Source organism: Vibrio sp. SG41-7, assembly GCF_014164465.1.
Taxonomy (GTDB): Bacteria; Pseudomonadota; Gammaproteobacteria; order Enterobacterales; family Vibrionaceae; genus Vibrio; species Vibrio splendidus.
This window is the reverse complement of sequence record NZ_JACJFF010000063.1, coordinates 1-22,528: the sequence shown is the minus strand read 5'-3', so window position 1 is coordinate 22,528 and position 22,528 is coordinate 1. Positions and strand designations below refer to the sequence as shown.

At 44.6% G+C, this 22,528-nt stretch carries 20 protein-coding genes; 15 read left to right on the top strand and 5 right to left on the bottom strand.

Going from position 1 to position 22,528, the window contains the following annotated elements:
* Positions 1-61: 61 nt before the first annotated feature.
* The 10 genes from xsc to H5300_RS16440 all read left to right on the top strand — a co-directional run bounded on the left by xsc (position 62) and on the right by H5300_RS16440 (position 12,391).
* A complete protein-coding gene (gene xsc / locus H5300_RS16485; protein ID WP_004731917.1) occupies positions 62-1,873 on the top strand; it encodes a sulfoacetaldehyde acetyltransferase in 1,812 nt (603 codons plus the stop codon).
* Between the two features lie 430 nt (positions 1,874-2,303).
* On the top strand, positions 2,304-3,119 hold the full coding sequence (locus H5300_RS16480) for an FRG domain-containing protein (RefSeq protein WP_182796449.1): 816 nt from the start codon (positions 2,304-2,306) through the stop codon (positions 3,117-3,119).
* 264 nt (positions 3,120-3,383) lie between these two features.
* Positions 3,384-3,821, top strand: a complete 438-nt coding sequence (locus H5300_RS16475) for a nuclear transport factor 2 family protein (protein WP_182796448.1) — start codon at positions 3,384-3,386, stop codon at positions 3,819-3,821.
* A gap of 48 nt (positions 3,822-3,869) precedes the next feature.
* A complete protein-coding gene (locus tag H5300_RS16470) occupies positions 3,870-5,336 on the top strand; it encodes an FAD-binding oxidoreductase (protein WP_182796447.1) in 1,467 nt (488 codons plus the stop codon).
* Positions 5,337-5,453: 117 nt separating this feature from the next.
* Positions 5,454-6,455: a TRAP transporter substrate-binding protein gene (locus tag H5300_RS16465; RefSeq protein WP_017077365.1), complete on the top strand. Its 1,002-nt coding sequence runs from the start codon at positions 5,454-5,456 to the stop codon at positions 6,453-6,455.
* A gap of 164 nt (positions 6,456-6,619) precedes the next feature.
* A complete protein-coding gene (locus H5300_RS16460; protein WP_004731905.1) occupies positions 6,620-7,162 on the top strand; it encodes a TRAP transporter small permease in 543 nt (180 codons plus the stop codon).
* Between the two features lie 37 nt (positions 7,163-7,199).
* Positions 7,200-8,540 carry a TRAP transporter large permease gene (locus H5300_RS16455; RefSeq protein ID WP_004731904.1) on the top strand — a complete coding sequence of 447 codons (1,341 nt, stop codon included), beginning with the start codon at positions 7,200-7,202 and terminating at the stop codon, positions 8,538-8,540.
* Positions 8,541-8,551: 11 nt separating this feature from the next.
* Positions 8,552-9,472, top strand: coding sequence for a cache domain-containing protein (locus H5300_RS16450; RefSeq protein WP_004731901.1), 921 nt, complete (start codon positions 8,552-8,554; stop codon positions 9,470-9,472).
* 236 nt (positions 9,473-9,708) lie between these two features.
* Positions 9,709-10,281, top strand: a complete 573-nt coding sequence (locus tag H5300_RS16445; RefSeq protein ID WP_004731899.1) for a malate synthase — start codon at positions 9,709-9,711, stop codon at positions 10,279-10,281.
* 502 nt (positions 10,282-10,783) lie between these two features.
* Positions 10,784-12,391, top strand: coding sequence for a BCCT family transporter (locus H5300_RS16440; RefSeq protein ID WP_004731897.1), 1,608 nt, complete (start codon positions 10,784-10,786; stop codon positions 12,389-12,391).
* Positions 12,392-12,593: 202 nt separating this feature from the next.
* On the opposite strand, the gene H5300_RS16435 is transcribed toward H5300_RS16440, so the two are convergent.
* Positions 12,594-13,520 carry a M14 family metallocarboxypeptidase gene (locus H5300_RS16435; RefSeq protein WP_017087367.1) on the bottom strand — a complete coding sequence of 309 codons (927 nt, stop codon included), beginning with the start codon at positions 13,518-13,520 and terminating at the stop codon, positions 12,594-12,596.
* Positions 13,521-13,694: 174 nt separating this feature from the next.
* Between H5300_RS16435 and H5300_RS16430 the strand changes: the two genes are divergently transcribed.
* Entirely contained in the window at positions 13,695-14,600 is a 906-nt protein-coding gene (locus H5300_RS16430) for a DUF808 domain-containing protein (protein ID WP_102442639.1), read from the top strand.
* A gap of 154 nt (positions 14,601-14,754) precedes the next feature.
* Here H5300_RS16430 and pyrC read toward each other — a convergent pair whose 3' ends face one another.
* Together pyrC and H5300_RS16420 are read right to left on the bottom strand one after the other, a co-directional pair.
* Positions 14,755-15,783 (bottom strand): dihydroorotase, encoded by a 1,029-nt coding sequence (gene pyrC / locus H5300_RS16425; protein ID WP_048609740.1) that lies wholly within the window; start codon positions 15,781-15,783, stop codon positions 14,755-14,757.
* 202 nt (positions 15,784-15,985) lie between these two features.
* Positions 15,986-16,144, bottom strand: a complete 159-nt coding sequence (locus H5300_RS16420; RefSeq protein ID WP_004731890.1) for a YqaE/Pmp3 family membrane protein — start codon at positions 16,142-16,144, stop codon at positions 15,986-15,988.
* 217 nt (positions 16,145-16,361) lie between these two features.
* On the opposite strand from H5300_RS16420, the gene H5300_RS16415 reads away from it, so the two are divergent.
* The gene (locus H5300_RS16415; protein ID WP_182796446.1) at positions 16,362-18,218 is read left to right on the top strand and encodes a hybrid-cluster NAD(P)-dependent oxidoreductase; all 1,857 of its coding nucleotides are present in this window, start codon (positions 16,362-16,364) and stop codon (positions 18,216-18,218) included.
* Positions 18,219-18,314: 96 nt separating this feature from the next.
* On the opposite strand, the gene nadE is transcribed toward H5300_RS16415, so the two are convergent.
* A complete protein-coding gene (gene nadE / locus H5300_RS16410; protein WP_004731887.1) occupies positions 18,315-19,145 on the bottom strand; it encodes an ammonia-dependent NAD(+) synthetase in 831 nt (276 codons plus the stop codon).
* A 109-nt stretch (positions 19,146-19,254) separates the two neighbouring features.
* Between nadE and H5300_RS16405 the strand changes: the two genes are divergently transcribed.
* A complete protein-coding gene (locus H5300_RS16405) occupies positions 19,255-19,776 on the top strand; it encodes a nicotinate-nicotinamide nucleotide adenylyltransferase (protein ID WP_017081421.1) in 522 nt (173 codons plus the stop codon).
* A gap of 22 nt (positions 19,777-19,798) precedes the next feature.
* Positions 19,799-20,290: a hypothetical protein gene (locus H5300_RS16400; protein ID WP_182796445.1), complete on the top strand. Its 492-nt coding sequence runs from the start codon at positions 19,799-19,801 to the stop codon at positions 20,288-20,290.
* A gap of 113 nt (positions 20,291-20,403) precedes the next feature.
* On the opposite strand, the gene H5300_RS16395 is transcribed toward H5300_RS16400, so the two are convergent.
* The gene (locus tag H5300_RS16395; protein ID WP_017077381.1) at positions 20,404-21,030 is read right to left on the bottom strand and encodes a hypothetical protein; all 627 of its coding nucleotides are present in this window, start codon (positions 21,028-21,030) and stop codon (positions 20,404-20,406) included.
* 175 nt (positions 21,031-21,205) lie between these two features.
* Here H5300_RS16395 and H5300_RS16390 point away from each other — a divergent pair, with 175 nt between their 5' ends.
* Entirely contained in the window at positions 21,206-22,312 is a 1,107-nt protein-coding gene (locus tag H5300_RS16390) for a 1-acyl-sn-glycerol-3-phosphate acyltransferase (RefSeq protein WP_029222283.1), read from the top strand.
* Positions 22,313-22,528: the final 216 nt, after the last annotated feature.

The window sequence follows — 22,528 nt, the reverse complement described above, 5'->3', positions numbered from 1 at the left end:
CGAAAAAGAGACAATTCATTCCGAAAAATGAAATTTTGGTTAACTCAAGGAGAATGGAAGAATGAGCGAGCAAGAAAAACGTACGGTTGTTTCCGGCACAGTAACAATGACACCATCAGAAGCGTTCGTTGAAACTATGGTTGCTAATGATGTTACCGATATGTTCGGCATCATGGGGTCGGCATTTATGGACGCAATGGATATCTTTGCTCCTGCTGGCATTCGATTGGTTCCAGTAGTACACGAGCAAGGCGCTGCCCACATGGCAGATGGTTATTCTCGTGTATCGGGTCGCCACGGTGTAGTCATCGGGCAAAATGGCCCTGGTATTAGTAACTGTGTAACAGCAATTGCAGCTGCGTTCTGGGCACATAGCCCGGTCGTAATTGTGACGCCAGAGACAGGCACTAAAACAATGGGCTTAGGTGGTTTCCAAGAATGTAACCAGCTTCCAATGTTCCAAGAGTTTACTAAGTATCAAGGACACGTAACGCACCCAGACCGTATGGCGGAATACACAGGCCGATGTTTTGACCGCGCAATGAGTGAAATGGGCCCAACTCAACTGAATATTCCACGTGACTATTTCTACGGTGAAACACAAACCGAGATCCCTAAACCCGCGCGCTTAGACCGTGGTCCAGGTGGTGAAAAATCTCTAAATGAAGCGGCAGACCTGATTGCTGAAGCGAAGTTCCCAGTCATCATTTCTGGTGGCGGCGTGGTCATGGCAGATGCAGTTCAAGAGTGTGCGGCATTAGCAGAAAGACTGGGTGCTCCTGTTGTGAACAGCTACCTACACAATGACTCTTTCCCTGCTAGTCACCCATTATGGTGTGGTCCTTTAGGCTACCAAGGTTCGAAAGCAGCAATGAAATTGATGGCTCAAGCGGATGTGGTTATCGCTTTGGGTACACGTCTTGGTCCATTTGGTACCTTGCCTCAACATGGCATGGACTACTGGCCGAAGAACGCGAAAATCATTCAGATTGATGCTGACAACAAGATGCTTGGTCTGGTTAAGAAGATTTCGGTTGGTATCTGTGGTGATGCGAAAGCAGCAGCTGTTGCTCTATCTGAAAGGTTGGAAGGCCGCGCACTGTTGTGTGATGACAACAAAGGCGCTCGTCAAGACACAGTCGCAACAGAGAAAGCACTGTGGGAAAAAGAGCTTGATGAGTGGACACACGAACGTGACTCTTTCAGCTTGGATATGATTGAGGAAAACTCACACGAGACTCCGTTCTCTGGTGGCGAATACTTACACCCACGCCAAGTATTGCGTGAGCTAGAAAAAGCGATGCCAGAAGACGTTATGGTCTCGACGGATATCGGTAACATCAACTCAGTGGCAAACAGCTACTTACGCTTTGAAAAACCACGTAGCTTCTTTGCTGCAATGAGTTTCGGTAACTGTGGTTACGCGTTCCCGACCATCATTGGTGCGAAAGCTGCGGCACCTCATCGCCCCGCTATTTCATATGCAGGCGACGGTGCGTGGGGCATGAGCTTGATGGAAACCATGACATGTGTTCGCCATAACATTCCAGTGACAGCCGTGGTATTCCACAACCGTCAATGGGGTGCAGAGAAGAAGAACCAAGTCGACTTCTACAACCGACGCTTTGTTGCTGGTGAACTTGAAAACCAAAGCTTTGCAGAAATCGCAAGAGCTATGGGCGCTGAAGGTATCACGGTTGATAAGCTAGAAGATGTAGGTCCAACCTTGCAAAAAGCCATCGACATGCAGATGAACGAAGGCAAAACAACCATCATTGAAATTATGTGTACTCAGGAATTGGGCGACCCGTTCCGCCGAGATGCACTATCAACACCGGTTCGTTTCCTAGATAAATACAAAGATTACGTATAAGTCATAGGAAGTTTGTCCGGCCACAGAAATCTCGAGAGTGTTAGAGAAAGTGCTATCGAGAATGTGGTCGGGCAATACTAACGGGTATTGGCAAAGGACTTAGGTGAAGAACGTAAACGCTTAGTTCAATAATTTCCAGTTAAACATTAGAACACTAATTAAATGTTCATTAGGAAAATAAGTGGTTATAGCTATATAAACTTTGTTACTCGTTATTATTAATCGACCATTAACTCATAGCTACTTAGTGAATGGTTATAATGCTGATACTTGTTTATGAATATATATACTTATTATCATTTTAGAAGAAAATAAAATAACGACACTCGTTGACTATTGGTCAATCGTTATTATTGGTTGATTTTTATCATCGATTGATAGGGTTGTTGATATTTGGATTTTACCGGATTTAAATTAAGTGAATCGTAGTATGCATGTTGTGAAAAATAAACATTATATAAGCTCACTCGACGAGCTGTATAAAATAATCGATTCACTTATTACAGAGTGTAGTGAGCATCGTGGTTTGATTTATAACGTGTGTGATTATGAAAATAATAACCTGATGCCAAGCTTAGGTCGCTCAAATCGAAAGAATATTCGCCGTGTCGAACAAGAGCTTCTTTCGACCGTGAGAGTTTATGGCGGGCATTCGTTGAATGCACACGAGATAAATGATTGGTTATTGATGTGTTTAGCCAAGAAACAGGGGTTTCCAACCCGTTTACTTGAGTGGACAGATAACCTGGTCAATGCGTTGTGGTCTGTGTGTCATAGCCAAAGCAAAGACTGTATCAATATTATTAAAGCCATTGATTATCATAAGGTTAGTGTTTTTAACTCACCATGTGACCTGAATAGAACTCAGATATTCAATGTGGCTGATTGTGATCAACAAGAGCAACGAAAGGATAAGTGGTATTCCATTCACCCATTTAAGGAAGGTGGCAATGATGCCATTCAGCCTTTGTACGATGATAAAGAATATTCAAACGGTCTAGTGTCCGTTCATATTCTTCCATCAGCGAAAGTAAACCTGATAAAGGAATTAACCTCCATGAATGTTTTAAATGAACCGACAGAATATATTGAAGAAAAACTTGCTGATTTGAAAAATGAAGCCCATGTAGATAACAATCAAGCAATTAATAAAGGTGAGGGTAATATCGAATTACAAGTTAATACTCATGATCGCCAGCTTGAGCAGTATGGCCGAAAGTACCATCAAGATTTTGACTTCGACTAAAGTCTAATATTTTTAATTATTTTATTTAGACCTCGTATAAATCTAGTGAGTGACTGTGTAAATAAAATTAGAACACTAATTAATTTATAAAAAGATGAAATCTGTGAGCTTAAAGATTGTTTATAAAGTAACTCGAAGTTAGAGTGGCGAAGCTTGTTATCGAGTTGTTAAATTTCACAGATCTAGTTTAAACACTCTAATAAAAAAGTGGCGCAAAGCTACTGAAATTTAAACCAATAACGAAAACATAAAGGATTCTGGAATATGAATATGCAAACCAATGCACCGACATTCGTGCTGGAAAACCAAGTCGACACCGCCTTTTTACAGTCTTTCAGTGATGCATGGAATAACCATGATATTGAAGCGCTAATGTCGTTTATGACCGAAGATTGTGTCTTCCACACCGTGGCAGGAGAAGGCGTACTTGGAAACACTATCGAAGGGTACGAAGCCGTTCGCAATAGCTTTGAATTGGTTTGGCAGAACTTTCCTGATGCAGCCTGGAGCGACCCTGTCCACTTTGTGTGTGGTGACCGCGCAGTAAGCGAATCAACGTTCTCTGCGACTAACCCTGATGGCACCGTCATCGAAGCTCGTATGGTTGATGTGTTTACCCTGAAAGATGGAAAAATCAGCGTAAAAAATGCCTTCCGTAAAACACGACCTCTTTTGACTCCCAGCAATACTCCCAAGAGCTAGACACGAAACCACAACCCGTTCACGTGTTATGACTAGGAGAGTCGAATTATGAGTTTAGTAATGGAACAACCGGCAGCCGATGTGCCGCCAAAGGTGACAAGCACCCAAGCACAAGAAAGTACCCAAGCAAAAGAAAGATACGACCCAAAATACGATCCACTTAAAGACAAGAGCCCAGGTCACGGCAAGGAATACGCCCCGACTTATTGGGTAGATACCGCAGGCGCGCCACCTGAAGATGATGGCCCAATTACATCGGATATGGATGTCGATGTGGCGATAATCGGTTCAGGCTACACAGGCCTAAGCACCGCAATACACCTTGCTGAAATGTACGGCATTAAAGCGACTGTGATTGAAGCTAACCGTTTGAGTTGGGGCTGCAGTACCCGAAATGGTGGTCAGGCTCAGTGTGCGTCAGGACGTTTGAAGCGCTCTCAGTGGATTGAACGTTGGGGGCTCGAAACCGCGCTAAAAATGCACCGCGAATGCGTCGATGGTATGAACACCTTTAAGTCTCTGATCAAAGACATTGATTGTGACCCACAGCCGGGCGGCCACTTATACGTTGCCCATCGTCCCAAAGTGATGGCAACACTTGAAAAAGAAGCCAAGTTGCTGCGTGACACGTTCGATTACGATGCGCAGATCTTAGATGCGGAAACCGTAAAACGTGATTACGTTGGTGATCAAGAAGCGGCAGGCGCAATGCACGAACCAGAAGGCATTGGCATCCATGCAGGGAAACTGGCGTTTGGTTATCTAAGAAAGGCGAGAGCACTCGGCGTAAAAGTTCACCCAGCAAGCCCTGTGATGGGTTGGGAAACGCGCAACGGTGTGCACTACTTAAAAACACCAGGTGGTGTGGTTAAGGCTCGCTCTGTCGGTGTTTGTACCGGTGGTTACACCAGCCAAGGTTTGCATTCAGAGCTTAAGAATCGCCTATTACCTGTACTTTCTAACTCGATGGTGACACGTCCGTTAACTCAAGACGAAATCGCCGCGTGTAACTTCAAAACCAATCAGGTGATTACTGATACCAGAATTCTGCGTCATTACTACCGTTTGTTACCCGATAACCGAGTGCAGATTGGTACACGCAGTGCCATCAGTGGCAAGAATGCACCTGAAAAGAAATACGAAGATATGTTGAGAGCGGATCTTACTCGAAAATTCCCTTCTCTCGACCAGATCAAAATCGATTATTCATGGTGGGGTTGGGTTGATGTTAGCCACGACATGATGCCAAGAATCTATCAGCCGAATTCAAAGCAGTCCATATTCTACGCGCTAGGGTATGGCGGCAATGGTGTGATGTACTCCGCTCAAGCAGGCAAGCGCCTTGCCCAGTGGATCGCAGGTGAAGGTCATAAGCTTGACTTGCCAATATTTGAATCAAAACTTCCGTTCCCCAACGTGAGGGAAGTGGTGGAATCTGAGATGTTTGCACCATTTCGAAGAGTAGGGCAACAGTTCCTTTATCAGTGGTATTCGTTAAAGGATGAAGTGCTTTAGCTACTCGAACATTGTTTCCAAAATAGGGAAATAGAACTACGACCAGGAAAGTTGTACCAGGTCACCTTGTGAGCAAAGTACAGGCAGGACGTCTGTATGATATGAAAGGTTAAGACTATGAAATTGATTAAAAATAAAATTATTGCTGGCGTCACAATTGTAGCAACAGCGATGCTATCTCATACTGCGGCAGCAGCAAATTTCAAAATGGCTATCGGCGATGCTGCTGGTGGTACTCAGTGGGAATTAGCGACATCATTTTCTGAATTGATGGAGCAAAAAACAGACGGTAAAGTCAAAATCGACCTGTTCCCGAATGGTCAATTGGGTAATGAGCAAGACACCGTGAACGACGCGGCAATCGGTCTTCTCGATTTCTCTGTGTTGGCGATCAACAACGTGACGCCTTTCTCTCCAACGGTTGGTCTATTGACCATGCCTTACGTCATTCAAAGTGCAGAAGAAGCGGTGCTATTAACTCAAGGCCAAGTGGGCCAAGATCTTGTCGATAACACGATTCGTGATGCAGGCGTTCGTATCGTAGGTTGGGCTTATTCTGGTTTTAGGGTTCTAACCAACTCTAAAAAATCAGTGGCTTCGCCAGCAGACCTTAAAGGGTTAGTGATTCGCGTCCCTCGTAACGAAATTATGATTGCTTCGTACCAAGCATGGGGTGTAAACCCAACACCAATGGCATGGTCAGAGACATTTACCGGCCTGCAGCAAGGTGTGGTTGATGGTCAAGACAACCCATACATCACTGTTCATGCGATGAAGTTCAATGAAGTACAAAAGTACGTCACAAACCTGCGTTACATCTTCTCACTTGAGCCGTTAATCGTCAGTGAAACGGTCTTCCAACAACAGACACCTGAGATGCAAAAGATCATTCTTGAAGCGGGTCAGGAAGCAACAGAACACAGCTTTGCTTATCTAGAGAATACTGAAAACAAGATCCGTGAAGAGCTACAAGCAAAAGGCATGGTATTCACAGACCCAGCAGACAATGAGAAAGAGTGGATCAGCAAGGTAACGAAATCAGTTTGGCCTAAGTTCTATTCAAGCATTGGTGGCAAAGACAAGCTAGACGACGTTCTTGAGCTACTAGGTAGAAAGTAACGATTAGATACGCCCTATCTGCTGTTCTCCGCTACTTAATCACCTAGCGATAGAACAGTGAGATAGGGCATTTACATGGCTTTACTCGTTGATCTGTTTAGTACCTGATCTGCTCAGTACCGCGAGCGACTGGTTGTCATGTGGAAATCAACATTGGAGGTTATATGTCAGTCGCTAAAACTATAAAAAAGCATCTTAACAACATCGAGGAATATACCTGTTGTCTGTTGCTAGCAAGCTTTGTCTTATTACTGTTCACACAAATCCTTACTCGTCAGCTTTTCGATTACTCCATACCTTGGGGTGATGAAGTTGCGACTTACATGTTCGTTTGGTTTGCCTATCTAGGCGCCGTTGTGGCGGCCAAAATGTCGGCACATAACCGAGTCAGTTTTCACTTCAAGTTCTTCCCTCCGATTGTTCAGACCGTCTGTGAAACCATCGCTGACTTCTTATGGTTGCTGTTCAACGGTTACTTTGTCTATCTCAGTTACGATTTCGTGTTCAACAAAATGAACCTGTTCTGGAAATCTCAAACGACAGGCATCCCAATGAAGTACTTCTATATGATTTTGCCTATCGCGTTTTCGTTGATGATGATTCGAATTATCTGGAACAACTATGAGCGTTTGTTCAAAGGCGCTAAGAACGAAGATCCAGAAGTCAAAGAACTGCGAAAAATGACGGCACAAAAGTCATCACAGTAGTCGTCACAGAGAATAGCCGTAATAGAGAGATGTAATAATGGAATCCTATTTAACTCTAATTTTATTTGGTGGCTTCTTAACCCTGTTAATTCTGGGTGCACCAATCACAGTATCATTGGCCGGCGCTTCAATGGCGGCCTATATGTTGCTCGACAAAAATCCCATTGCGTTAGTACAAATCGCGTTTACTTCGGTGGGTAACTTCCCATTAATGGCGCTGCCGGCCTTTGTTCTTGCCGGTGCATTGATGGAGGCGGCGGGTATCTCCAAACGGTTGGTGGATATAGCCGAGAGTTTAGCCGGCCCTGTGACGGGTGGCCTTGGCGCTGCAACGGTAATGGCGTGTCTTTTCTTTGGAGCTATATCAGGTTCAGGCCCAGCCACGACCGCTGCGGTTGGTATGTTGATGGTACCAGCAATGGTTAAGCGAGATTACGATAAGAGCTACGCCTCTGCGGTGACTGCCGCTTCAGGGGGATTGGGTATCATTATCCCGCCATCCATTCCGCTAGTTATTTTCGGCATCTCCGCTATGGGATTAATGGCACCGCCAGAGGCCATTGCTCAACACGGACAGTTTGCCTCTTTATCTATTCCAAAACTGTTTGTTGCTGGGGTTGTGCCGGGTTTCATTATGGCGTCGACGCTAGTGGTCACTAACTACTTTATTGCTAAACGTGAAGGTTACAAAGGGCTGACTGAAAACTGGTCATTTGGCGAAGTAAGACACTCTTTGCGTCGTGGTATCTGGTCGATACTGGCTCCGTTTTTGATTCTCGGAGGCATCTACAGCGGCATGTTCACACCAACAGAGTCGGCGGTTGTGGCTATCTTCTATTCACTGTTTGTCGGGGTGTTTATTCACCGAGAGTTATCGTTCAAAAGCACGATTAAATCATTGTCGACAACGACATGGATCACTGGACGTGTGTTGCTGATTCTATTCGCGGCAACCGTATTTGGTCGCTTGCTAATCGAACAAAAAATTCCAGTTGTGGTGGCGGAGTCATTGCTAGGTTTCACTGACAACATGTACATGGTGTGGGCACTGACTATTGTGTTACTGCTTTTCGTTGGCATGTTCATGGAAACGTTAGCCGCGATCATGATTATCGTACCGGTCTTGCTGCCAATTATGTACATGCTCGGCGCCGATCCTACTCACGTTGGTATTGTGGTGGTATGTACGCTCTCGATAGGATTTGCTACGCCGCCACTCGGTGAAAATATCTTTGTCGCCTCGGGGATAGGCGGAGCCACGGTCGAACAGATCACCGCGAAGATCCATCCCTTTGTGCTTGCATCCGTCATTGGCGTTTTCGTTATCGCTTTCTTCCCGCAAATTACGCTTTGGCTACCGTCCTTAGTGGGCTATTAGGAGAAGTCACTATGAATATATCCAGAATTATCATTATCGGTTGCGCCTTGTTTGCTGTAGTGAGTGGTATCGGATTACGTGCTGAACATTCAGAAACAGCCAAAGAAAATGAGCCAGTTAATGTGCTCGATATTTCAGAGCCACATGTGGTCAGCGATGCTGAAAGAAGAGCCAAAACCTTGCTTGCGAAAGCAGTAGTGCACGTTCAAAAAGAAGGCGATGAAAGCGTTCAAGACTTCATGAGTGATGCCGAATATATAGACGGTGAGCTCTATGTGTTTGCTCTTGGTATTGATGGCCAATTCCTAGCCAGTGGCGGCTCTTCAATGGTGTTGGTGGGCGACAGTGTTTTGGATACCCAAGACGTTTACGGTAATCCCTTTTTCCGTGAAATGATCACTAAGGCTGTGCACAACGGGTTTGGCGAAGTTCAGTACCATTGGACTAATCCGACTGACCGCATGGGCGAGCCTAAAACCACTTTCTTTGAACGTGTGGGTGATGTGATTGTTGCCGTGGGGTATTACCCAGAACGCTCTAGTGCAACAGAAGCTAAGCGATTATTGGCGAGAGCGATGGCCGCGATAGTGGAATCAGAGCAGGACAGTCTCGCCGAGTTCAATGATACCGAAGGCAGCTTTGTTGAGGGAGACTTGTATGTGTTCGTGATGGATATGAACTCTGGAAAGCTGCTCGCGCACGGTGTATCCCCTGAGCTTGTTGGGCGTTCACACAACGAAATCCTAAGCCCTGACGATAAGCCAATTCTCACTGAGATGTTAAACCTAGCGAAAGAAAATGGGCGAGGCGTTTATACCTATCAATGGTTAAACCCGCTGTCGAGCAAAGTGGAAACCAAGCACACTTACTATCGAGTGATCGACAATAAGCTGGTTGGTGTTGGTTATTACACAAATTCAAACAACACGTAAAAGTGTTTCTACTGAGCCCTCAACCCAGTTAGATAAAGGGCTGGGGGCTCAAAATGCCGGTTTGTGTAAAAAAGCAATTTAGTAAAATTAACACTGTGAAATTTTTGTTGTGAAATTGTTTCTAAAATACAAGTAGTATGAAATACATGGAAGCAACACAGTAAAGAACAATTTTGAAAAGGGTCAATCAGGATTTTTGACCTACATGAAATTCAAAGCCGTAAGAGGGAAAGACTATGAATATGCTGACACTAGACAGAACAGAACTTCACAGAAACCATTCAACATTTATTGCTGAAGCTGTCTTTGCCGTAGAAATGGTGAAAGCAGACAAGCAGCTCGAAAAACAAAAAATGGCGAAACAGTTGCTTGATACTCTATTTCCTCTTGAGGCTGGTTCACACGAAGACGCAGTGAGCTATGAGATTGACTACCGACATGTTCAGGTTTACTTCAAAAATGGCGAACATACAGGCCTAAAACGAGCGAAGCACTTTGTTGCTTTCACCGGCGATAAGTCTAAGCCTTCAGCAATCCTATTTCGTGATGAAAGCGGTACACATGTTGAAGTGACAATCGGTGCTCGTAAAGGCACTGGCTACTTAGAATTGGTTGATATTCAAGATATCCAGTTAGAGACATGCACCACGTTTGGCCAAACTGAGGCGAGCCGTTCTTCTGGCATCCGTCACTGGGTGAGCTTAGTGAAAGGCGATGAAAGCGGTCGACCGAACGCTTCAAGTGAAGATAAAGAGTTCACGGCAAAAAATGGCGAAGACTATAACCTAGGTTTTTGCTTCGCGATCTAATGTGCTGTCTTTGAAATGTACTGTCTTTGAAATGTACAGTGCTGCTCTGCTAGACGTAGCACTGACATTTGAATACTGATTTCTCTTTTACCTTTGGTAATTTCCCCGCCCCTATAGCGGGGCTTTTTTGTTAGAGCTATAAATAAATTAGGCTGTTGTTGATTTTATCTTTAGAAAGTTTGAATGAGATTTTACAGTGCGTTATTTTTATTTAAAGTGCTGTATTTAAACATTTTTATTTGTTTATTTTATTCTGTTTTTATTGGCTTAACTATCACTATTGACGGTGGTTTGGGTGACTATTGAGCTAAAACTCAGTCAAAATGCTTTGAGCTGTGCTATAATCCGCGCCTTGGGATTGAGCCAATAAGTCCATTTGTCACCAATCATTGTGATTTTTATCGCCTTTTTATTTAGGTGGTGCGGCGAGCCAATCAAGTAGTAATTGGATATGGAGAGCGTCCTTATATTCGTTAATTCGGATATGCGAACATCATAATTTATGAGTTTTAAATCAAAAAAATACAGTATTGATTCTACTGACTATCAAGTTGGTCAAGACAACGTCAGTAAATGGGGCATGGATGTCCATAACACAGTCTTCGTAGCCTCAGTAGGCTTATCTCTTCTCTTCATCATCACTCTTCTTGCTCTTCCTCCTGCAGATGCTAAAGCTGCTATTGATTCTATCAAGGGTGCTGTTTTATCAAAGTTTGACTTCCTCTTTATGTGGGGAGCTAACATCATGCTAGCGTTTGCCGTTGTTCTCGCGTTTTCACCTTTGGGTAAAATTCGTCTAGGTGGCGAAGACGCGACGGCGGATTACTCCATGTCATCTTGGATAGCAATGCTATTCGCAGCGGGTATGGGTATAGGACTTATTTTTTGGGGTGTTGCAGAGCCAACCGCGTTCTTCACGAACTGGTTCGGAACGCCACTCGGTGCAGAACCTTTTACAGAAGCAGGCCGTGAACTCGCTCTTGGCGCGACACTGTTCCACTGGGGTTTTCATGCATGGGCTATCTATGGCATGACGGCGCTTTGTCTAGCGTACTTTGTTTACAACAAAGGCTTACCGCTATCAATGCGTTCTGTGTTTTACCCAATACTGGGTGAACGAGTTTGGGGTAAAACAGGTGATGTGATCGACGTACTAACGGTACTGGTTACTCTGTTTGGCCTTGCGACTTCATTAGGCCTAGGTGGTACGCAGGCAGCAAGTGGTATTAGCCACGTGTTTGGCTTGGAAAACAACATCTACCTTCAGCAATCTATTATCGTTTTGATTATGGGCTTGGCGATCATCTCTGTTATGCGTGGCATGGACGGTGGTGTTAAGTTCCTAAGTAACCTGAACATGGTTATTGCGTTCGTATTCCTTGGTCTTATCGCTGTTCTGAACTTCACAACCGTGCTTGATTCTGTGGCAACGGCGGTGACGGGTTATGCGAATAACATCGTAGCGTTGAGCCAAAGCTCTGGTCGTGAAGACACAACATGGCTGCATGGCTGGACTGTGTTCTACTGGGCATGGTGGGTTGCGTATGCACCTTTCTTCGGCATGTTTGTAGCGCGTATTTCTAAAGGCCGTACGGTTCGTGAGTTTTTACTTTGCGTACTGATTATCCCAACATTGGTAACGTCGGCTTGGATGGCTATCTTCGGCGGCGTGGCTATCGAGCAGGTGATTAATCATGTAGGGCAACTTGGTCTCGACCAAGGCATCACAGACGTGTCTCTAAGCTTGTTCTACATGCTAGATGCTTACTCGTTCGGTAGTATTCTGTCGGTTCTCGCAGTCGCGCTGATCATCGTGTTCTTCGTTACAACGCTAGACTCAGGCTCTATCGTTATCGATGGCATGACAGCGGGTGGTAAGCTTGAAGTTCCTGTTAAACAGAAAGTGGTTTGGGCGGTTATCTCAGGCGCTATTGCAATGGTGATGTTGTGGATTGGTGGTACTCAATCTATCCAAGCTCTGCAATCGATCACGATCATTGCTGCACTACCGTTTACGATCATTCTTCTGATTGGTTGTTTCAGCTTGTTGAAAGGTCTACTGACTGAAGTAGATAAAGGACAAGAAAACGTTAGCGAAACCGCTAAATAAAGTAATCAAGTATGGGGAGTAGATAGTTCGCTAGTTACTCCTTATTAAGCATTATTTCAAAGCTCTCTTGTACTGTGTGCAAGGGAGCTTTTTTATGCCCAAGAAGAAATCAAAGACAAGCAGATAAGACAAAAAAAGAGCCACAAGTGAATCGTCACTTGTGGCTCTTTTTAGTTTTAGGGAGCAGCTATTAGCTAATAGCTTACGCGTTCAATTCATGTTGAATTACGTAATCCAAAGCACCGACTACAGCAGCAACTTGAGCGTCATTACACTCTTCGTCTGTCACTTTGTCGCTGTCTGGGTAAACCTCAGTGGTTGTGCCGTACTTACAATCAGTCACACCACCACATAAGCCAAGCTTATTCATTGGGTAGTTAATCACACCATGTTGGGTAACTTCAGAACCAATGATCTTGCCGTCTGCGTCTGCTGGCGCAATGTGCGTTACTTTTTCAACTGAAGCAATTACCGCCGCTTGGAACTCAGGCTGTGGATTTTCAGTATCACCAACTGTGTAGAAACCGTCTGGGATCATACCTTCGATGTACTCAATGCCATCACGCGCTGCGAGTGCTGGTCGGAATTCTGTTTCGTCAGAATCCGTCGTTTCGTGTAGATCAACGTGAACCAACACTTCTGGTAAAGAAGCGACTAATGCACGTAGGTTCGCTGATTCTTCTGCTGGTGTACCATCGTAGAAAGAGCGGTTTGGATCGACAGCATTTGGGTTCCAACGGTTGATGACTTCGTAACCCCAAGGGCTCACACAAGGTGCAACAACAATGTTGAAGTGTGCTGAGTACTGTTCTGCTTGAGTTGCGGCGAACTTGATCGCGCCATGCACACCACTGGTTTCGTAACCGTGAACACCACCCGTTACAAGGATCGTTGGTTTTGATGCGTCCCAGTTTTTGCTTTTGATTGCAAAAAGCGGGAAACGAGCTTCATCGTAGCTCAGTGCGCCGTATTGCTCGATGTCAAAGCGGTCTGCCAATGCTTGGATTTTTGGCACAACTTCTTGTTGATATTCACGCTTAACCGTTCTTTGAGCGAACCATGCTTGACGTTCTGCTTGTTGCCATTTTTTTCCAGGCTCACCGATTGGGTAGGAGTATTCACTTTTCATCTATACTTCTTCTTTTATGTTCGTGAAAGATGAAGACAGACTAGTCCTGTCTAGCTGAGACGGCAATAGAAAACACAACTTGTGACTCTATTTTTTACAGACTCATAACTTTGATGAGTGGATTGATGGTGTTACATTTTATCAATTGTTTAATCCCTTAAAAGAGACCATAAAATGGCTGGAGCAAGTTTATTAACGCTACTGGATGACATTGCAACCGTGTTGGATGATGTCGCACTGATGTCTAAGGTGGCAGCTAAAAAAACCGCTGGTGTGTTGGGGGATGATTTAGCACTGAACGCTCAGCAGGTATCCGGTGTTTCTGCTGAACGAGAAATCCCAGTGGTATGGGCGGTTGCAAAAGGCTCATTTAAAAACAAGTTGATTTTGGTGCCTGCGGCATTATTGATCAGTGCCTTTATTCCTTGGCTGATCATGCCTTTGCTTTTGATTGGAGGTTTGTTTCTTTGTTTTGAAGGGGCGGAGAAAATCTTAGAGAAGCTGTTTCCTCATTCTCATCAAGATGATGAAAAGGGAGAGGATACGAGTACTGGCGAATCCATAGAGGAATATGAGAAGAGAAAGGTCGCAGGCGCGATTCGTACTGATTTCATATTATCTGCGGAAATCATCGTGATAGCTCTGGGCACCGTGACGGGTACAAGTATCGTCACTCAGATTCTTGTCGTGAGTTTGATTGCGGTTGTGATGACGATTGGTGTTTATGGCTTAGTTGCTGGGATCGTGAAGTTGGACGATTTAGGTTTCTATCTCCAGCGAACATCGAATGGGAGTGCCATTAAAACCCAATTGGGTAATGGGCTAGTCGCATTTGCGCCCAAGTTAATGAGGACGCTTGCGGTGGTTGGAACGGCTGCGATGTTTTTGGTTGGCGGCGGTATTGTGGTTCACAACGTCCCTGCGATTCATCATTTAATTGAACCGATTATTATGGACTTCAGTGGACATTCGATTGCAACCGCGGTGGTACCAACGCTGTTGAATGGTGTTATTGGTGTCTTAGCTGGACTGAGTGTTGTTGCTGTTTGGACTGTGGTTGGAAAAATTCGCGATAAGTAATCGCTCATTATTGGTCTTAATAAAACCCTCTCTCCACGAAACGAAAAAGGGGCACCATAATCATTATGGTGCCCCTTTTAATCTAATGGGTCGTGTTTAATTAACACCACGCTCTTGTTTTGCAATATGAGCGCTTATTTTTACGACCAAGCGTTTATTTTACAGACCAAGCAATCGTCTCGCCGCCACGGATTGGCACAACGATGTCTGAACCGAAAGGCATGGTTTCAGCAACGTTCCACTCTTCTTTAACAAGAGTGATGGTGTCCGTGTTACGTGGAATACCGTAGAAGTCAGGGCCGTTGTGGCTTGCAAACGCTTCTAGGTTCTCAATCTTGCCTTCTAAATCGAATACTTCTGCGTACAGTTCAACAGCAGCGTGCGCTGTGTAAGAACCTGCACAACCACATGCTGACTCTTTTGCGCCTTTTGCGTGTGGTGCAGAGTCTGTACCCAAGAAGAACTTCTTGCTGCCGCTTGTTGCAGCTTCGATAAGCGCTAATTGGTGAGTGTTACGCTTCAGGATAGGAAGGCAGTAGAAGTGTGGCTTAATGCCGCCAACCAACATGTGGTTGCGGTTGTAAAGCAGGTGGTGAGCGGTGATGGTTGCCGCTACGTTGTCGTTCGCGTTTTTAACGAAGTTTGCTGCATCAGCAGTTGTGATGTGCTCAAGAACAATCTTTAGGTTAGGGAAGTCGTTCACAATCGGTGCTAGCACTGTGTCTAGGAACTGCTTCTCACGGTCGAAGATATCAACATCGTGAGTGGTAACTTCACCATGAACCAGTAGCAACATATCCACTTCTTGCATTGCTTCTAACACGTGGTAAATCTTTTGTGCTGACGTCACGCCTGAATCAGAGTTAGTTGTCGCGCCCGCTGGGTAAAGCTTTGCTGCCACTACTGCACCAGACTCTTTCGCTTTGCGAATTTCTTCAGGTGTGGTGTTGTCTGTCAGGTAAAGTGCCATTAGAGGCTGGAATTGCTCGCTTGGCTGCTCTGCCATGATGCGTTCACGGTAAGCTAAAGCCATTTCGGTATCGGTTACCGGTGGGATGGTGTTTGGCATGATTAACGCTCGACCATTGTAGCGGCTGATATCGCGGACTGTATCTTTTAATACTTCGCCATCGCGTAGATGAACGTGCCAGTCGTCAGGACGAGTAATCGTAAGTTGTGTCATTGAAGGCTCCCACCATTTGAAGTGTTATTTAGTTGGAGCCTAAACTCGGCGAAATCTGTGAAAGCAATCGCTTACGTTTAGGCGACAGGATGATAGTGGAAAAGCACTTTCATTTCATCCTATTTTTAACTCTTCAGGGCTAGGAGCTTGTTTTTCTGAGTATTTTATTCGGTATTAATTCTCGGAGATGGTAGGAGGCGGGTTAACGAGTCGCCACCCAGAGTCCGTGAATCATTCCTGGCACCCAGAAGAAGAAAGTCAGGATGATGTTAATCAATAGGTCTTTACCTGCGCCACGAGCGAAGAACACGCCAACAGGCGGAAGTAGTACACATAAGATGATAATGACGAGTTTGTTCATGATAAATCCTTTTTATTCAATGAAAGTTCAATGCATTAATCGTGTTCAAAGTATAGAACGTATGGAGAGTGTTACTGCATTGCTGCCTTAATGTATCAAAATAGAAAGCTAAACATCTCAAGATAATAGCTTAGTATCAAGTGTTTAATACCTGCCAGTTTATCTATTTATAACCATTTGTTAGCATTGGGACAAATAACAAAACATTGGAATCGTTATGTCGCAGCTACCGTCAGATCAAAAGGCTTCACAGCAAGTGCCTTCTCTATCTCAAATCAATGTATTTCCGGTTAAGTCAGTGGGCGGGATTGCACTCTCTTCTGCTTGGGTCGAAAAACAGGGCCTTACCTTCGACAGACGTTTTATGTTGGCGTTAGCTGACGGCTCAATGGTGACGGCACGTAAGTACCCTAAAATGGTCAAGGTATCTTCTAGCTTGCAACCAGATGGTTTGATCTTCACTTATGAAGCTAAAGAACCGCTGCGCTTAAAGTATGCGAGCTTCAAGATGCAAGAAGCGCCAGCAACGGTGTGGAAAGACAGCTTCACGGCATACACGACATGTGATGAAGCCGATGATTGGTTCAGTGATGTGTTGGGCGTGCGCGTTGAGCTACTGTTTTCTGGCGAGCAATCGAATCGTGTTCGTGAAAAGCTCGGTCACAATGTGAGTTTTGCTGACGGTTACCCAATGTTAGTGATCAGCCAAGCCTCTCTTGATGAACTCAATCGCCGCAGCCCTGAAACCCATTCAATGGATCAGTTCCGCACCAACTTTGTTGTTTCCAACACAGAACCTTTTGCTGAAGATAGCTGGAAGCGTATCCGAATTGGTGAGGTTGAATTTGAATCCGTTAAGCCTTGTGAACGATGTATCCTAACTACGGTTGATGTTGAGAGTGGCGAACTTAGAGCGACAAAAGAGCCGCTTAACACCTTTTCATCATTCAGAGCCAACGAGCGCGGTGGCGTTTTCTTTGGCCAAAACCTTGTGGCTAAAAATGAAGGCTTAGTCAAAGCCGGTGATGTTGTTGAAGTATTAGAAACTAAAGAAAATGAGCACTACGAAGATACATGGGTAGAATCGCTACACTTAACTTGCGTTGAGCGTGAAGAGATCGCCCGAGACTTTACGACGTTCTGGCTAGAGCCTGCCAAAGAGAACCATTCATTGCCAAGTTATCAGCCAGGGCAACATCTACCGATTGAGATGGTGATTAATGGCGAAAAAGTGTCTCGTCGTTACACGTTATCCTCGAGCCCATCACGCGCAGGTCGTTTGGCGATTTCTGTAAAGCGAGTGGACGATGGTCAAATCTCAAACTGGCTCAATGATCACTTCCAAGTGGGGGATACTCTTGTTGCTCAAAACCCAGATGGTGCTTTCTATCTAGAACAAAATCCAACGCACCCGCTACTACTATTATCCGCAGGTAGTGGCATTACGCCAATGTTGTCGATGCTTCGCTACTTGGCAGACCATGGTCAAATTGATGATGTGGTTTTCTATCATCAATGCAGCAGCGAAGAAGACATCCCTTATCAAGCTGAGATTGATAAGATCGCTAGTGAGCATGCCGGCCTACGTGTGATTTATTCGCTAAGCCAACCAACCAAAGAGTGGGATGGTTTATCTGGCCGTTTGAGCGTGTCTCATGTCGCTAAAATTGAAGAGTTACACAAGCGCCAAGCGTTCGTGTGTGGCCCTGACGGCTTTATGGATAATGCAAAGAAACTGCTGATTCAAATGGGACTCAACCCCCAGCATTACCACCAAGAAGCGTTTGGTGTCGCTCAGTCTACCGAAGAGGCGGTGAAGCAACTGCAATTGAGTGTCAATGGCTACTTGTTCGAAGGTAATAATCAGTCAACCTTACTAGAGCAAGCAGAGTCGGCGGGTGTGTCTATCGCTTCAAGCTGCCGTGCTGGTTTCTGTGGCGCTTGTAAAGTGACCCTCGAGTCTGGGCAAGTTCATCAACCTGATGTGCCTGCATTGCAAGAGCATGAACGCAATATGGGTCAGATACTGGCGTGTTGCAGTGTGCCTCAAACCGATATCGAAGTTGTGGATTAACGACACGTTCGGTCAAAAGGAAAAACACTAAATAGAAAAGGCCGGAAGTTCGTAAATGAGCTTCCGGCCTTTTTGATTCTGAGACTAATTTAAAAATTAATCGTAGATCGTTGGGATTGGTTGACGCTTGTGCTGTGTTGCTTTGTAGATGCCAACTAAGCGATCTGATACGTCTTGAGAGACTTCTTTGCCTTCAAGGAAATCATCGATTTGATCGTAAGAAAGGTTCAATGCTGCTTCATCGGCTTTCTGAGGGTCAAGCTCTTCTAGATCAGCAGTTGGTACTTTCTTAACAAGTTGCTCTGGAGCGCCCAGCGTTGCTGCAAGCTCACGAACTTGGCGTTTGTTCAGGCCGAACAAAGGTGCTAAATCACATGCGCCGTCACCGTGCTTAGTGTAGAAGCCAGTAATGTTTTCCGCTGAGTGGTCGGTACCGATGACAAGACCACCAACGTAACCTGCGATTTCGTATTGTGCGATCATGCGAGCACGAGCTTTCACATTCCCTTTCACAAAGTCGATTTTTGCTGAATCTGTTGGTAGCAGGCCTGTGCCTTCAAGAGCAACATGAGATGCAGCGTGAAGCCCATCAACACCGGCTTTAATGTTTACAGAAACGGATTGAGAAGGCTGAATGAAAGACAGAGCAAGTTGTGCTTCATCTTCATCTTTTTGCTCACCATATGGTAGGCGAACGGCGATGAATTGGTAGTTGTCGCTACCAGCGCTTTCATTCAGGCTATTAACTGCCATTTGTGCTAAACGGCCACAAGTTGTCGAATCCACACCGCCACTGATACCAAGGATCAGAGACTTGCAGCCTGACTGCTGAAGTTTCGTTTTGATAAAGTCCACACGACGAGTCACTTCGAAGTGAGGGTCAATTGAAGGTAGTACGCGCATTTCGTCACGAATTAACTGTTCCATTCGTATTCCTTTCCTGCAAGCAAATTAAAAATCTAGTGTTATCATACCTAAATCATCCGATTTAAAAACCTCTTTGCACAAGCTTAGAAAGAGAAGGCAGTAATAAATAATGGAAAAAATAGCCATTTTCGGTAGTGCGTTTAATCCGCCGAGCTTAGGGCACAAAAGTGTGATTGATTCGTTGGCTCACTTTGACAAAATTCTACTTGTTCCAAGTATTGCCCATGCTTGGGGAAAAGAGATGCTAGACTTTGATACGAGATGTCAGTTAGTTAACGCATTTATTAGCGATCTTTCACTGGATCAAGTGGAGCTTTCTTTGATCGAAAAGAGCCTATTTACTCCAGGTGAAAGCGTCACGACTTATGCAGTGCTCAGTGAACTCCAAAAGTTACATCGTGACGCTGAACTGACGTTTGTTATTGGCCCAGATAACTTCTTTAAATTCTCATCTTTCTATAAATCAGATGAGATTACCAAGCAGTGGTCTGTGATGGCTTGCCCTGAAAAAGTAAAGATTCGTAGTACCGATATCCGCCTTGCTTTGCAAAATGGGAGCAATGTTGCGAAATTGAGTACAAAGTCAGTTACAAAGATATTGCAAGATGGTGAACTGTATACAATAATGTAGATTCACTAATTTAAGAGGTCTGATGACTATGCTAAAGCGCGCGATACCAGCGACGATGATCATTGCAGCATGCAGTATGCCTGCTCACGCTGATTGTGATTTCTTTAGCTTAGATTCGATCATGCTGACTTCTGACGATGAAAATAACTGTTTAGACTTATCTACGAGCCTTGAATCCTTCGGTCAACGTATGATGGAGCTCAGCGGATTAAGCGAAGATGAACCTGAATCAACGGCAGACTATTGGTCTGATTGGGTTATTCAGAGCAAAGATGCGCCTCTATTAACTCAAAGCCTTGAATCTAACTACGTTGGATTAGGTATGTGGTTCCCAGAAGATCTCGAAGATGATCAGTATGATATGTCGACAGAAGAGTGGTTGATGAATCATGGCCTTCAATTAAGTATTGACTTTGGTGATAAAGTAGAAGGGCAACCGCGCATGCGATTTGATTACCGTTGGCATGACTCACGAGACGCTGACCTAATGATGCAGGTTGAATTGCCGTTCTAGACCGTTAGGTTATTAATCGATGCTAAGAATTAAAAAAGCCGCAAAAACTGAGTTTTTGCGGCTTTTTAGTATCTGGTTTGCTGCTTTCATATTAGCTATAACTTATCGCTAAGCTATAAATCTTCACCAAAAACAAGCATGCACAGCTGTTCAAACTCTTCTTCTTTGCCTGAGAACAAATCATCAATCACAAGTGCACGTTTCTGACCCGACTGCATACGTTTCTTTGCCTCGCGCATTACCATCACCAAGGTGTGTTCTTGCGGTAGGTTCGAGTCATCGATGTTCCACTGATTGAATCGCTGAGACAAAGCACTTTCGCAAAGCAGTGGCTTAAATGCCAACACTTCTTGCTTGAGAACAGAAAGCATATCTTTAAACGCTTGCTCCGTATTATTGGCATTTGAAGCGCGAGCTTTGGTTAGCTCCAACTTTTCCAGTAACGCAGAAGAGAGGTTGGTTTGCGTGATGTATCCTGCTTGTCTCGGGAATGAGTCGGTCAAACGAACTGAGAAATCGACACGATTAACCTGGGTGTTTGGAAAGTAGGTCAGTGATGTTAGGCAGTCATATGGAATCCATACACTCTGGCCTGGCTCGACGGCATACTCTTGTTTACCCAGCTTTATCAAAACCAAGCCACTTTGAACCGATACAAGGCTATGTTTAAGTACTTTCTTGCGAGGTGTGATCACCAAGTGTGAAAAGTAAGCCGATGTATATTCAATAGCGAAGTTCATAGATAGTACCTTAATTTTGGGGCGTCAAGATTACCGTTAATTTTCAAGAATGCCAACAATAACAGGGTATTTTCAATCTTTCTGGTCTGACCTTGTCAAAAGTATGGACTCTGTAGCTGCGAGAAGTCAAAACAACGCGTAGAATGAGCCAGATTTTTATTATTTGAATTAAAAAATGACCTCTCCGACCGATCCATATGTTGATATTCGTCCTTACGGCGATGATGAAATTCCAGCGGCACTAAACCGTCTTATTAATGATGAAGAATTTATCAGTGCGATTCTGCACTATCGTTTTTCAAACCATGCGTCTTGGTTTAAAGCATTAATGAGTCCGATCTTGCGCGTTTACTTGAAAATGAAATGGAGCAAGCTGACCAGCGTTGAATCCATTCAGATTGAAGTTAAGAAATACTTGCGAGATACATTAGCGAAAACCACGAATGGTGTGACATACACAGGTGTAGAGTCACTGGACGCTAGTCAAGCTTACCTGTTTATTTCAAACCACCGTGATATTGCTATGGATCCGGCGTTAGTTAATTACGCATTGCATCACAACAATCACCAAACTTGCCGAATTGCAATTGGTGACAACTTGTTGAAGAAACCATGTGCGACTGAACTGATGCGCCTTAATAAGAGCTTTATTGTAAAGCGTTCTTTGAAAGGGCCGCGTGAGATGATGAAAGCACTAGGGCAGTTGTCTTCGTACATTAAGCATTCTTTGGAAACGGGCAATTCTATCTGGATCGCTCAAAAGGAAGGCCGTGCAAAAGACGGTAATGATTTTACTGAGCCAGCAATCTTGAAGATGTTCCACGTTGAAGGTCGTAAGCAGAAAATTGCCTTCCCTGAGTACGTGAAGTCGTTGAAGATCGTTCCTGTGTCTATTTCTTATGAAAACGATCCATGTGACATCGCGAAAGCGATCGAGCTTTTTGAAAAAGACGTAAACGGCAGTTACGAAAAGGGTGAATTTGAAGATATCGAAAGTATCATTCAAGGTATCATCGGTAATAAAGGACGTGTTCATGTTGGTTTCGGTCAGGTTATCGATCAAGATTTTGATACGCCTGAAGCGCTTGCTCAAGAGATCGACCGCCAGATCCACGACAACTATAAACTGTTTCCAGTAAACTTGCTGGCAGCGGAAAAAGAAGACGAGTCGATTACAGCAGCGGTTAAGCAGGAGTTTGAAGATAAACTATCTGGTTTGCCACAAGGTGCTCGTCAGTACTTGATCGACAGCTATGCGAACCCAGTGAAGAACATTGGTTAACGAGCGTTAGTTAGCTGAGTAGTAACTTGATTGAATTGAAAAAGGAGCCTTGGGCTCCTTTTTTGTATCTGAATTACTACTACTGCCACTTGAATGGAAGGTGTGCTGCAAAGCATTACTTCGTACTGGCTGTGAAGGTACTTGCCGACAACTTGCCTCTACGGTTAATGCGCTGTATAAAGCGAGTCTTGTTACGCGCCATGTCCATAAACGAGA